This is a genomic window from Actinomadura sp. 7K534 (genome assembly GCF_004348575.1).
In the GTDB taxonomy this organism is placed as follows: Bacteria; Actinomycetota; Actinomycetes; order Streptosporangiales; family Streptosporangiaceae; genus Spirillospora; species Spirillospora livida.
The window spans coordinates 22,658-34,508 of record NZ_SMKB01000059.1 but is presented as its reverse complement, the minus strand read 5'-3'; the positions used below and the strand labels follow the sequence as shown (position 1 = coordinate 34,508).

General features: G+C 72.9%; 11 protein-coding genes. 3 read left to right on the top strand and 8 right to left on the bottom strand.

What is annotated here, in order from left to right:
- Nucleotides 1-51 precede the first annotated feature (51 nt).
- Nucleotides 52-492: an Lrp/AsnC family transcriptional regulator gene (locus tag E1266_RS14685; RefSeq protein ID WP_132047147.1), complete on the bottom strand. Its 441-nt coding sequence runs from the start codon at nucleotides 490-492 to the stop codon at nucleotides 52-54.
- Nucleotides 493-566: 74 nt separating this feature from the next.
- Nucleotides 567-1,589: a LacI family DNA-binding transcriptional regulator gene (locus E1266_RS14680; protein WP_132047145.1), complete on the bottom strand. Its 1,023-nt coding sequence runs from the start codon at nucleotides 1,587-1,589 to the stop codon at nucleotides 567-569.
- A gap of 147 nt (nucleotides 1,590-1,736) precedes the next feature.
- Here E1266_RS14680 and ugpC (E1266_RS14675) point away from each other — a divergent pair, with 147 nt between their 5' ends.
- A complete protein-coding gene (gene ugpC, locus E1266_RS14675; protein WP_132047143.1) occupies nucleotides 1,737-2,984 on the top strand; it encodes a sn-glycerol-3-phosphate ABC transporter ATP-binding protein UgpC in 1,248 nt (415 codons plus the stop codon).
- Nucleotides 2,985-3,078: 94 nt separating this feature from the next.
- Here the strand turns inward: ugpC (E1266_RS14675) and E1266_RS14670 are convergent, their stop codons facing one another.
- From E1266_RS14670 to E1266_RS14650, 5 genes are all read right to left on the bottom strand, one after another.
- Nucleotides 3,079-4,056, bottom strand: a complete 978-nt coding sequence (locus tag E1266_RS14670; protein WP_132047141.1) for a carbohydrate ABC transporter permease — start codon at nucleotides 4,054-4,056, stop codon at nucleotides 3,079-3,081.
- Nucleotides 4,053-5,441 carry an ABC transporter permease subunit gene (locus tag E1266_RS14665; RefSeq protein ID WP_132047139.1) on the bottom strand — a complete coding sequence of 463 codons (1,389 nt, stop codon included), beginning with the start codon at nucleotides 5,439-5,441 and terminating at the stop codon, nucleotides 4,053-4,055. The genes E1266_RS14670 and E1266_RS14665 overlap by 4 nt, the downstream gene beginning before the upstream one ends.
- Before the next feature lie 20 nt (nucleotides 5,442-5,461).
- Nucleotides 5,462-6,784, bottom strand: a complete 1,323-nt coding sequence (locus E1266_RS14660) for an ABC transporter substrate-binding protein (protein WP_132047137.1) — start codon at nucleotides 6,782-6,784, stop codon at nucleotides 5,462-5,464.
- Nucleotides 6,781-8,013: a sn-glycerol-3-phosphate ABC transporter ATP-binding protein UgpC gene (gene ugpC / locus E1266_RS14655; RefSeq protein WP_132047135.1), complete on the bottom strand. Its 1,233-nt coding sequence runs from the start codon at nucleotides 8,011-8,013 to the stop codon at nucleotides 6,781-6,783. Before ugpC (E1266_RS14655) ends, E1266_RS14660 begins: the two co-directional genes overlap by 4 nt.
- 272 nt (nucleotides 8,014-8,285) lie before the next feature.
- The gene (locus E1266_RS14650; protein ID WP_132047133.1) at nucleotides 8,286-9,395 is read right to left on the bottom strand and encodes a Xaa-Pro peptidase family protein; all 1,110 of its coding nucleotides are present in this window, start codon (nucleotides 9,393-9,395) and stop codon (nucleotides 8,286-8,288) included.
- A 93-nt stretch (nucleotides 9,396-9,488) separates the two neighbouring features.
- Between E1266_RS14650 and E1266_RS14645 the strand changes: the two genes are divergently transcribed.
- Together E1266_RS14645 and E1266_RS14640 are read left to right on the top strand one after the other, a co-directional pair.
- A complete protein-coding gene (locus tag E1266_RS14645; protein ID WP_132047131.1) occupies nucleotides 9,489-10,409 on the top strand; it encodes a 5'-3' exonuclease in 921 nt (306 codons plus the stop codon).
- Nucleotides 10,410-10,687: 278 nt separating this feature from the next.
- Nucleotides 10,688-11,416 (top strand): Crp/Fnr family transcriptional regulator, encoded by a 729-nt coding sequence (locus E1266_RS14640; protein ID WP_243718416.1) that lies wholly within the window; start codon nucleotides 10,688-10,690, stop codon nucleotides 11,414-11,416.
- Nucleotides 11,417-11,550: 134 nt separating this feature from the next.
- On the opposite strand, the gene E1266_RS14635 is transcribed toward E1266_RS14640, so the two are convergent.
- Nucleotides 11,551-11,745, bottom strand: coding sequence for a hypothetical protein (locus tag E1266_RS14635; RefSeq protein ID WP_131954178.1), 195 nt, complete (start codon nucleotides 11,743-11,745; stop codon nucleotides 11,551-11,553).
- Between the last annotated feature and the right edge of the window lie 106 nt (nucleotides 11,746-11,851).

Below are 11,851 nucleotides of genomic sequence, written 5' to 3'. Positions count from 1 at the left end.
TCGTCACCGCGCCCACCTCCCCCGGCGGCCCCCCGGGGGCCTGAGGGCCGCTCACAGGGGCGGGCGGCGCGCCTCCCACGGCGTGCTGAGCACGACCGTCGTCCGCGTCGCGACGTTCGCCGCGGCGCGGATGCTCTGCAGCAGCTCCTCCAGCTCGTTCGGCGACCCGACGCGGACCTTGAGGATGTAGCTCTCCTCCCCCGCCACCGAATGGCACGCCTCGATCGCCTGGAGGTGCGCGAGCCGCTCGGGCGCGTCGTCGGGCGCGGCCGGGTCGATCGGCTTGATCGACACGAACGCGGTCAGCGGCAGCCCGATCTGCCGGCTGTCCAGCTGGGCCGCGAACCCCAGGATGACGCCGCGCTTCTGCAGCCGCCGGACGCGCTGGTGCACCGCCGACACCGAGAGGCCGGTCTCCTTGGCGAGGTCGGTGAAACTCATCCGCCCGTCGTCGGCCAGCAGCGCCATGATCTGACGATCGATGTCCTCCACGCGGGAAATCTAGCGTGCCCGGGCCCGTGCACGGGCCCGATTCGCCCGGCATCCGCCGCCCGCGGCCGGTGCGCTCAGCGGCGGGCCGGGCGCAGCGGGCCGCAGCTGCCGCGCACGACCAGCTCGGTCGGCAGCAGCACGGGCCCGCCCCGGCCCCGGCGGGCGGGCTCGCGCAGCAGCATCTCGCACGCGCGGTAGCCGATGTCGCGGCCGGGGCGCGCGACGGCGGTGAGCGGCGGGTCGCACAGCTCCGCCCACGCGACGTCGTCGACCATCGCGATCGACACGTCCGCGGGGACCCGCAGGTCCAGCTCGCGGGCCACCAGCACCGCGGCCTCGCCGAGCCGGTGCCCGGCGGCGAGGACGGCGGTGACGTCGTCGCGGCGCTGCAGCAGCCCGGCGGCGGCCGCGTAGGCGGCGTCGCCGGCCGGGCGGGCCCCGACGACCAGGTCCTCCTCCACCGGCACGCCGAGCTGGGCGAGGGTGTCGCGGAACGCGCCCTCATGCACGCGCGACGGGCTGCGCGGGGCCTCGCCGAGGAACCCGATGCGGCGGTGCCCGAGCCCGGCGAGGTACTCGGTGAGGGACCGCACGCCGCCGGCGTCGTCTGCCAGCACGGCCGGGATCTCCGGCAGGCCGGGCAGCGCGCGGCCGGCGAAGACGACGCTGGAGCACACCCGGGCGGCGCCGCGCCAGTCGGCCTCGGTGCCGGCGGGCTGGGCGATGACGCCGTCGACGCGCTGCTCGACGAGCCGCTCGACGATCTCGGCCTCGCGGGTCGGGTCGCCGTGCGCGGCGTCCACGATGACGTGCTCGCCGAGCGTGCGGGCGCAGGCGAGGACGCCCGCGACGAGCTCGGCGCAGAACGGGTCGGTCACGTCGGGGACGACCAGGCCGATGCCGCCGCTGCGCCGCAGCTTGAGGCCGCGGCCGAGGGCGCTCGGCCGGTAGTCCAGCTCGCGGGCCGCGGCCAGAACCCGCTCGCGGGTGGCGGCGCCGACCGAGCCGGTGCCGGAGAACACCCGCGACACCGTGGCGATGCCGACGCCCGCCGACGCCGCCACGTCCTTGATCGTCGCCGGCCTGCGCGGTGCCATGGACCGACCGCCCCCCTCCGCCCGTTTTCGATCACCTTCTCACAACACTCCCTCCCATGGAAACGTTTCCATGATGTTTACTCCAAAAAGTGCAATGAACACCCTGCTCGGCGGGGCTAATTGGAAACGTTTCCATGGAGGGTTCGGATGGCGAAGATCGTGCTGGACCGGGTCGACAAGGTCTACTCCGGCGGCGTCAAGGCCGTGGACGGCCTCGACCTGGAGATCCGCGACGGCGAGTTCATGGTCCTGGTCGGCCCGTCCGGCTGCGGCAAGTCGACCGCGCTGCGGATGATCGCGGGCCTGGAGGAGATCACCGGCGGGAAGATCTCGATCGGCGACCGGATCGTCAACGACCTCGCGCCCAAGGACCGCGACATCGCGATGGTCTTCCAGAACTACGCGCTCTACCCGCACATGACCGTCGAGCAGAACCTGGCGTTCGGCCTCAAGCTGCGCGGCACGCCGAAGGCGGAGATCAAGCAGAAGGTCCGCGAGGCCGCCAAGATGCTGGGGCTGGAGCAGTACCTCTCCCGCAAGCCGGCCGCGCTGTCGGGCGGCCAGCGGCAGCGGGTCGCGATGGGCCGCGCGATCGTCCGCCAGCCGCAGGCGTTCCTCATGGACGAGCCGCTGTCCAACCTGGACGCCAAGCTCCGCGTGTCCATGCGCGCCTCCCTCAGCCAGCTGCACGAGCGCCTCGGCGTCACCACCGTGTACGTCACCCACGACCAGGTGGAGGCCATGACGCTCGGCTCGCGCGTCTGCGTGCTGCGCGACGGCCAGCTGCAGCAGGTCGACACCCCGCAGCGGCTGTTCGACAACCCGGTCAACCTGTTCGTGGCCGGGTTCATCGGCTCCCCCGCGATGAACTTCGTCTCCGCCCAGCTCAGCGCCGGCGACGGCGGCGCCCAGGTCTCCTTCGCCGGGTACACGCTCCCGGTCCCCGCCGCGGTCATCGACGACCGCCCGGGCCTGCGGGACTACCTCGGCGGGAACGTCGTCCTCGGCATCCGCCCGTCGGACTTCGAGGACGCCGCGCACGCCAAGCCCGAGTGGGCGCCGATGTCGGTGCGCAGCAGCGTCACCGAGGAGCTCGGCAGCGAGATCAACGTCATCTTCACCATCGACGCCCCGCCGGTCGAGCACAAGGACACCGCCGACCTGGCCTCCGACGCCACCGAGGGCGAGGAGGACATGGCGATCCCCCTGGTCGACAACAAGGCGCTGTGGACGGCCCGGGTCAACTCCCGCTCGCACGTGCGCCCGAACCAGCACGTGGACCTCGCCGTCGACACCCGGCGGCTGCACTTCTTCGACCCGACCAGCGGCCTCGCCATCGGGCACCCCGGCGCACGGCAGCACGCCGCCGCGGCGTCCCTGGACAAGACCTCCTGACCCGGCCCGGCGGACGGCGGAGCCCCGCGGCCCTTCCCGGGCCGCGGGGCTCCGCCGCGCTCACGTCACCGGCGCGGTCGCTTCACCGGCGCGGTCACTTCACCGATCCCGCGAGGACGCCCTGCACGAAGTACCGCTGGAAGGCGAAGAACACCGCCAGCGGGACGATCAGCGACAGGAACGCGCCGGGCGCGAGGATGTCGATGTTGCCGGTGAACTGCCGCATCTGCGACTGCAGCCACTTGGTCATCGGCTGCGCCTCGGTGTCGGCGAACACCAGCGCGACCAGCAGGTCGTTCCACACCCACAGGAACTGGAAGATGCCGAGCGAGGCGATCGCCGGGCCGCCCAGCGGGAAGATCACCCGCCGGAAGATCGTCCACTCCGAGCCGCCGTCCATCCGCGCGGCCTCCAGCAGGTCCCGGGGGATCGCCGCGAAGAAGTTGCGGAGCAGGAAGATCGCGAACGGGAGCCCGAAGGCGACGTGGAACAGCACCACGCCGGTGACGGACCCGAACATCTGCCAGCCGCCGAACTGGATGTTGCCGTACAGCTTGGCGACCGGGATCAGCGCGACCTGGACCGGCACCACCAGCAGCGCCACCACCAGCAGGAACAGCCAGTCCCGGCCGGGGAACTCCAGCCACGCGAACGCGTAGGCGGCCAGCGAGGCGATCGCGACGACCAGCAGCGTCGCCGGGACCGTGATCAGCACGGTGTTCCAGAACGAGTCGACGAAGTCGGGCTTGTCGAGCAGCGCGGAGTAGGACTCCAGGGTGAGCTGCGTCGGCTCGGTGAACACGTTCCACCAGCCGCTGGCCGCGTTGTCCTCGTTGGAGCGCAGCGACGCCACCAGCAGCCCGAACGTCGGCACCAGCCAGAACAGCGCGATCAGGACCAGCACGGCCTGCGCGGCCCCGCCGCCGATCCTGCCGACGACGCGGGCGGCCACGCCGCGGCGCGGCGACCCGGCCGCGCCGTTCCCGCCCGCCGCGGTCCCGCCCGCCGCGGCCTCGCCGGCCGGGCCGTCCGGCCGGTCCGGGTTCTTGGCGGCCTTCTCCCCGGTGCTCATGTGCGCTCCTGCCGGATTCGCCGGATGTTGAACAGCATGGCGGGCGCGACGAGCACGAACAGCAGCACGGCGATCGCGCTGCCGGCCCCCTGGTCGTTCCCGCCGCCGAACGCCTCGGTCCACATCTCCAGCGCGAGCACGCTGGCGTTCGGATCGCCGCCGCCGATGATGTACACCAGGTCGAACACCTTCAGCACGTTGATGGTGAGGGTGACCGCCACCACCATCAGGACCGGCGCGAGCAGCGGGATCGTCACCCGCCGGAACACCTGCCACTCGGTGGCCCCGTCCACGCGCGCCGCCTCGAGGGCGTCGCGGGGGATCGCGGCGAGCCCGGCGGCGATCAGGACCATCGCGAAGCCGGACCACACCCACAGGTACGACCCGATGATCGCGGGGGTGATGAGCGTGCTGCCGAGCCACTCCGCGCCCCGGTAGGGGGTGGTGAAGTTGTCGGCCGGCAGCCGGATCGTGTACGCCCCGTCGGGCACGTCCGCCATCGTGAACGTGCCGTCGGCGTTCGTGGTGGCGGTCGCGACGACCTCGCCGCCGCGCACCGCCTCGACCTTGACGCCGGGCAGCCCGGTCTCGCCCGCGTTGGGGACGTTCGGCTCACCGCCGCCGCCCCGGGTGAAGTCGAACCAGACCGTCCCGGTGACCTGCCCCGCCTGCGCGGGCGGCGGCTGCGCGGCCGGTTCGGCGTCCTGCGGCACGTACTCCGGCTTGACCTTCACCAGCGGCATGAGCACGCTCTGCCCGCCCGAGTGGGTGCCGGTCGTGGCCACGCCGCCGGCGTCCTCGCGCAGCGGCTGGTCGCCGCCGCCGCGGGGGCCGGCGCCCGGGTAGCCGGTGTCCTGCGCGAACGTGTCGTGGATCGCGACCATTGCCGCGTTCGCCACGCCCTTGTCGGGGTCCTGCTGGTACACCAGCCGGAAGATCACGCCGGACGCCAGGAACGAGATCGCCATCGGCATGAACACCACGAGCTTGAACGCCGTCGCCCACCGGATCCGCTCGGTGAGGACGGCGAAGAACAGGCCGACGATGGTGACCAAGCTCGGGGCCACCACGACCCAGATGGCGGTGTTGCGCACCGCGATGAGGTTCTCGCGCCCCTGGAAGACACCGGTGTAGTTGTCCACGCCGGCGAACGCGTCGCCGGTGGCGTCGAAGAAGCTGCGGATCACCGAATAGACGATCGGGTACACCACGAGGAACCCGAGCAGCGCCAGCGCCGGCAGCAGGAACAGCAGGGCCAGCCACGAGGGCGGGGTCAGCCGCTCGCGCGACCGGCGCTTGCGGGGCGGGTCGGGGGCGGGTTCGGCGACGGCGGCGGCGCCGCCGGCCGTGGCGGCCGGCGGCACCCCGTCTTTCGGAGCCTTCATCCAGGTTCCCTACTTGTTCCCTACTTGTACGCCTCGGCTGCCTCGGCCTCCAGTTTCTTCTGGATGCCCGCCACGTCGTCGGGCTTCTGCACGAAGGTGCGCAGCGCCTCCCACATGCCGTCGCCGGGCGTCGCGCCGAAGGCGGCGGGCGTCAGGTCGGACATGTCGTAGCGGGCGGCGTCGCCGGCCTGCTGCAGCTGGCCGATCAGCTCCTTGGCGACCGGGTCGGCGTAGGCGTCCGGCGGGACGTTCTTGTTCGGGGTCAGGTAGCCGCCGAGCCCGGCCCAGACCTTGCCCGCCTCGGGGGAGGCGAGGAACTTCATGAGCTCCTGGGCGCCCTCGCCGTCCTTCAGCGCGACGGCGACGTCGCCGCCGAGGATCGCGGGCGCGGTGTCGCCGGTCTTGGGGAAGGCGAAGACCTTGGCGTCGGTGCCCACCTTGGCGTTGGTGGTGGCGATGTTGGCGGCGGCGAAGTCGCCGCCGTAGACCATGGCGGCCTTCTCCTGCCCGAACGCCTGGGTGACCGACTCGTCGAACTTGGTCTTGGTCGCGGTCGCGACGCCGCCGTTGAGGAAGTCGGGCTTGCCCCAGATCTCGGCGAGGGTCTCCAGCGCCTTCTTGACCGTCGGGTCGGTCCACTTGATCTCGTGCTCGGCCAGCTTGTCGTAGTTCTCCGGCCCGGCCTGCGAGAGGTAGACGTTCTCGAACCAGTCGGTCAGCGTCCAGGAGTCGTCCGGCCCGGCGGCCAGCGTGAACGGCGTGGTGCCGGCCTCCTGCAGGGTGCCGGCCGCGGTGACCAGCTCCTGCCAGGTCGTCGGGGGCTGGACGCCGGCGTCCGAGAACGCCTGCGGGCGGTACCACAGGATCGACTTGTACGCGGCCTTGATCATCACGCCGTAGGTCTTGTCGCCGGAGGAGCCGAGCTCCTTCCAGTACGGCGAGAAGTTCTTGTCGACCTCCGACACCACGTCCGGGCTGAGGGGCTTGAGCGAGCCCTTCTCGGCGTACTGCTTCATCAGGCCCGGCTGCGGCAGGATCGCCACGTCCGGCGGGTTGCCGGCCTCGAGGCGCGGGCCGAGGAACGCGTCGGTGTTCTCACCGGTGGAGGCGTAGTTGACGGTGGCGCCGGTCTTCTTCTGGAACGCGTCCAGGACCTTGCGGAAGTTCTCCTCCTCGGGGCCGGTCCACTTGGCCGCGACCTCGATCGTGGTGCCCTTCAGCTCCCCGCCGCCGGCGGGCGTCGACCCGTCGCTGCCGTCGTCGTCGCCGCCGCACGCGGCGGCCGCCGACAGGAGCATGCCCGCCGCTACGGCGGCGCTCAATGCCCGTCTGGTGACCCTCATCCTTCATCCTCCCTGGGCGAACCGGCGGCGTCGTCTGCTCCCCAGATCGACGCGCCGGACTCGATATCGAAGAAATGCAGGCGACCGGTGTCGACGCGGATCGTCACCGGGTCGCCGACCTTCACGCGGGTGCGCGGGCTGAACCGCGCGACGAGGTCCGTGCTGGGGCTCTCCAGCTCCCCCAGCACGTCCGTGCCCGCGTCGCGGGCGAGCTCCCTGGTGTCCTCGGTGACGACCGGGGAAGCCTCGATCGCGAAATGGACGAGCACGTCCGAGCCCATCGCCTCCACCAGGTCGGCGGTGGAGGTCAGCGTGGACCCCTCGGGGGCGTCCACGAGCTCGGAGTCCTCCATGTCCTCGGGGCGGATGCCGACGGCGACGTCTCGCCCGAGGTGGGACGCCAGGGCCGGGCGCTCGGTCAGCACGCGGGCCGGAAGCGCCAGGGTCGCGTCGCCGATCGTCAGGCGCGGGTTCTCCGCGTCCTCCGACAGCGTGCCCTGAAGCAGGTTCATGGCGGGTGAGCCGATGAAGCCGGCGACGAACAGGTTCACCGGCCGGTCGTAGAGCTCCTGCGGCGGCGCGACCTGCTGCAGCTCGCCCTTCTTCATCACCGCGACCCGGTCGCCGAGCGTCATCGCCTCGGTCTGGTCGTGGGTGACGTAGATCGTGGTGACGCCGAGGTCGCGCTGGATCCGCGCGATCTCGGCGCGCATCTGGACGCGGAGCTTGGCGTCCAGGTTGGACAGCGGCTCGTCCATCAGGAACGCCTGCGGCTCGCGGACGATGGCGCGGCCCATCGCGACCCGCTGCCGCTGCCCGCCCGAGAGGTTGCGGGGCTTGCGGCCCAGGTGCTCGGTGAGGCCGAGGGTCTCCGCCGCGCGGTCGACCCGCTCCTTGATCTCGGCCTTCGGCAGCTTGCGCAGCGACAGCCCGAACCCGATGTTGTCGCGGACCGACAGGTGCGGGTAGAGGGCGTAGCTCTGGAACACCATCGCCACGTCGCGGTCGCGGGCGGGCACCCGGTTGACGACGCGGCCGCCGATGCTGATCTCGCCCTCGGAGATGTCCTCCAGCCCGGCGACCATCCGCAGCGCGGTCGTCTTGCCGCATCCCGACGGCCCCACCAGGACGAGGAACTCCCCGTCGGCGATGTGGAGGTTCAGGTCGGTCACGGCCCGCGTGCCGTCGGGATAGACCTTCCCGACGCTGGTCAGGTCGACCTCTGCCACGGCGTCTCCTCTTCGTTTACGGCACGGACTCGTCCGGCGCGGCGGGAACGGGGCCGCCGCACGGCAGGAACGCGACTTAACCCCCGCGTGTCAAAGAAGGTGGTACATGTCGGACGGTCCGCGCCGCAATACGCGCGCTGCCCGCTGACACATTTGGTGCAAAGATCGTTACCGACCCGTTTTTTTCGCGGATAGATGTCGTCCGAAACGGCGCGGGGGCGCGGACGGAAACCCGTCCGCGCCCCCGGTGCCCGGGCGGCCGAGAACCGCGCTCAGTCCACGATCACGAGGCCGCGTTCGGTGTGGTTCACCGACTCGTGGCCGTCCTCGGTGCACACGACGATGTCCTCGATGCGGGCGCCGTGCGGGCCCGGGTAGATGCCCGGCTCGATCGAGAACGCCATGCCCGGCTCCAGCGGCTCGAGGTTGCCGGCCACGATGTAGGGGTCCTCGTGGGACTCCAGGCCGATGCCGTGCCCGGTGCGGTGGAAGAAGTGCTCGCCGTGCCCGGCGGCCGCGATGAGGTCGCGGGCGGCGGCGTCCACCGCCTCGGGCGTCGCGCCGGGCCGGACGGCCGCGCTGGAGGCCCGCTGCGCCTCCTCCAGCACCGCGTAGTACTCGCGGTACTCGGCGGGCGGCTCGCCCACGCAGTAGTTGCGGGTGGAGTCCGAGCAGTACCCGCTCGGCATCGTCCCGCCGATGTCGACCACCACCGGCTCGCCCGGCCGGATGACCCGGTCAGACGGCTCCGCGTGCGGGCTGGCGCCGTTCGGGCCGGACCCCACGATCACGAAGTCGACGCGCGTGTGGCCCTCGGCGAGGATCGCCTCGGCGACGTCCCGGGCGACCTCGCGCTCGGTGCGGCCGGCCTTGACGAGGTCCGGGACGCGGCGGTGCACCCGGTCGATCGCCGCGCCCGCCTCGCGCAGCGCGGCGACCTCGGCGGCGCTCTTGCGCATCCGCAGCCCGCGGAGCACTCCCCCGGCCGCGACCTGCTCGGCGTCCGGCATCGCGGCGCGGAACCGCAGCGCCATGACCGCCCACATCCGGTCGCCCACGCCCACCGTCCGCACGCCGCGGGGCAGGCGGCGGGCGACGAGCTCGTACGGGTCGTCGGTCTCGTCCCAGGGCACCAGCTCCAGGCCGAGGGAACCGGCCGGCGACTCCTGCGCCGCGGGCAGCTCCAGCCGCGGCACGACCAGGAACGCCTCCCCCTCGGCCGGGACCACGAGGCAGGTGAGCCGCTCCAGCTCCTTGGCGTCGTACCCGGTGACGTACCGCAGGTCCGGGCCGGGGGTCAGCAGCACCGCGCCGAGGCCGGCCCGCGCCGCCGCGTCGCGCACCAGGCCGGGACGCTCACGCGGATACAACTCCGTTGTCACACCCGTCTCCAATCTCGCGTTCTTCTCCGGTACCAGGATCCCAGAGGCGCGCCCCCGCGCCGACGTCGTACCGGCGTGGCAGCATGTCCTCGCATGAGCGGGTTGATGCTGCTGGACACGCCGTCGCTGTACTTCCGCGCCTTCTTCGGGGTGCCCGAGTCGGTGACGGCGCCCGACGGGACGCCGGTGAACGCGGTGCGCGGGCTGATCGACATGATCGCGCGGCTGGTGCAGGACCGGTCGCCGGAGCGGCTCGTGTGCTGCATGGACGCCGACTGGCGGCCCGGGTTCCGGGTGGCGGCGCTGCCGTCCTACAAGGCGCACCGGGTCGCCGACGACGGCGGCGACCAGACCCCCGACGCGCTGGAGGCGCAGCTGCCCGTCATCGACGCGGTGCTGGACGCGTTCGGGCTCGCCCGCGCGGGCGTCCCCGGCTACGAGGCCGACGACGTCATCGGGACCCTGGCGACGCGGGGCGCGGCGGACGGGCCGGTCGACATCGTCACCGGGGACCGCGACCTGTTCCAGCTGGTGGACGACCGCGGCCCGGTCCTCGTCCTGTACACGGCGCGCGGCATCCGCAACCTCCAGGTGATGGGCGAGAAGGAGGTCGCGGCCAAGTACGGCATCCCCGGCCGCGGCTACGGCGACTACGCGACGCTGCGCGGCGACCCGAGCGACGGCCTGCCGGGCGTCCCCGGCGTCGGCGACAAGACCGCCGCCGCGCTGGTCACCCGGTTCGGGTCGGTCGAGGGCATCCTCGCCGCGCTCGACTCCGGCGCCGCCGAGGGGTTCCCGGCCGGCGCGCGGCGCCGGATGGAGGCCGCGCGCGACTACCTGGCCGCCGCCGAGACGGTGGTGCGGGTCGTCACCGACATCGAGGCGCCGGAGCTGGCCGCGCTGGACGACCGGCTCCCCGCGGGGGCGCGCGACCCCGAGGCGCTGGTGGAGCTGGCCGACACCTGGAACCTCGGCGGCCCCGTCAACCGGCTGCTCAACGCCCTGGCCCGGTGACGGGCGGGGCGACCCGCCCGCACGGATTCTGCAATTTTCGCCAAAAGTGTCAGATGACGCAGACAGGGCGTCCTTCCGCGTGCAACATCCTCATCGGTGAGGGGTTCTCATGGGCTCATGCACGATGCGCACGCGAGCGGCCGCCGTCCGGGCGGGGTCACGGACGGAACGGGCCGCATGAACGACCGGTACCCGCGGCACTGGGCCTCACCGCCCCACTCCCCCCAACTGCCGTGGGTACCGGTTCACGGCACCCCCGCGGCCGGGGACGCGCGGCGGTGAGCGGGCGGCCCGGGGGCGCGGGAGGCGGCGGGCCCGCCGCCGGCGTGTCCGACGCGTTCTGGGACGCGCTGGACGACGCGGAGCGGGCGGCGCTCCGCCGGGTCGCGCGGCCCCGCGGGTACCAGGCGAGGATGCCGCTGTGCTACCAGGGCGACGACTCCGACCACCTCATCGTCATCGAGTCCGGCTGGGCCAAGGTGACCTCGTCCGGCGCGGACGGCCGCGAGGTGGTGCTCGCCGTCCGCGGGCCCGGTGACCTGGTCTGCGAGAGCGCGGTCCTCGGCGGCCGGGAGCGGTCGGCGACGGTGGCGGCCCTCGGCCCGCTCCGGGCCCTGGTCGTGCCCGCCTCCCGGTTCACCGGCTTCCTGGACGCCCATCCCCGCGTGTGGCGGCTGGTCAGCGGCACGTTCGTGCGCCGCCTCGACGACGCGGGCCGCCGGCTGCAGGCGCACGTGTCCGCGCAGGGCGCGCGGCGGCTGGCGATCCTGCTGGCCGACCTGGCGGACCGGTCGGCGCCGCACAGCCCGCCGGACGCCTCCGGCGGGGTGGTGCTGGGCCCGCCGCTGTCCCAGGAGGAGCTCGGGAGCTGGATGGACGCCTCGCGGGAGACCGTCGCGCGGGCCCTCGCCACACTCCGCGCCGAGGGGCTCGTCCGCACCGGCTGGCGCAAGATCGTCGTGGTCGACCCGCCGGGGCTGCGGGCGTTCGCCCGGGATTCCCAGTAGCCACCGCCCGACGCCTTTACATTGTAGATTTTTTAGCGGTCCCGCTGCACGAAGGGCCGGGCACACGAAACCGCCGGGCCGCGCGACCTGGTGGTCGCGCGGCCCGGCGGCCGGACGGGTCCGATGCGTGCGGGTCAGCGGCGGGCGCGGGTGCGGCCGCGGCCGCGCGAGCGCCAGTCGGTGCCGGCCCCGACCCCGCCGAGGTGCAGCGCGAGCAGCAGCAGGCCGAGCACGGTCAGCGTCCCGTTGTTGATGGCGTCCGACGTGATGTCGGCCAGGTCGAACAGCAGGGCGAGCGCGAAGACGATCGCGGCGACGATCGCGAGCATTGTGGACCTCCGGTCGGTCGGGGACGTCTTCCCGCCCCTCGGTTGCCTACCGGATGTCCAGGTCAAGCCCCGGCAAACCGCGATTACTTTTCGGTCAGCCGAAAAT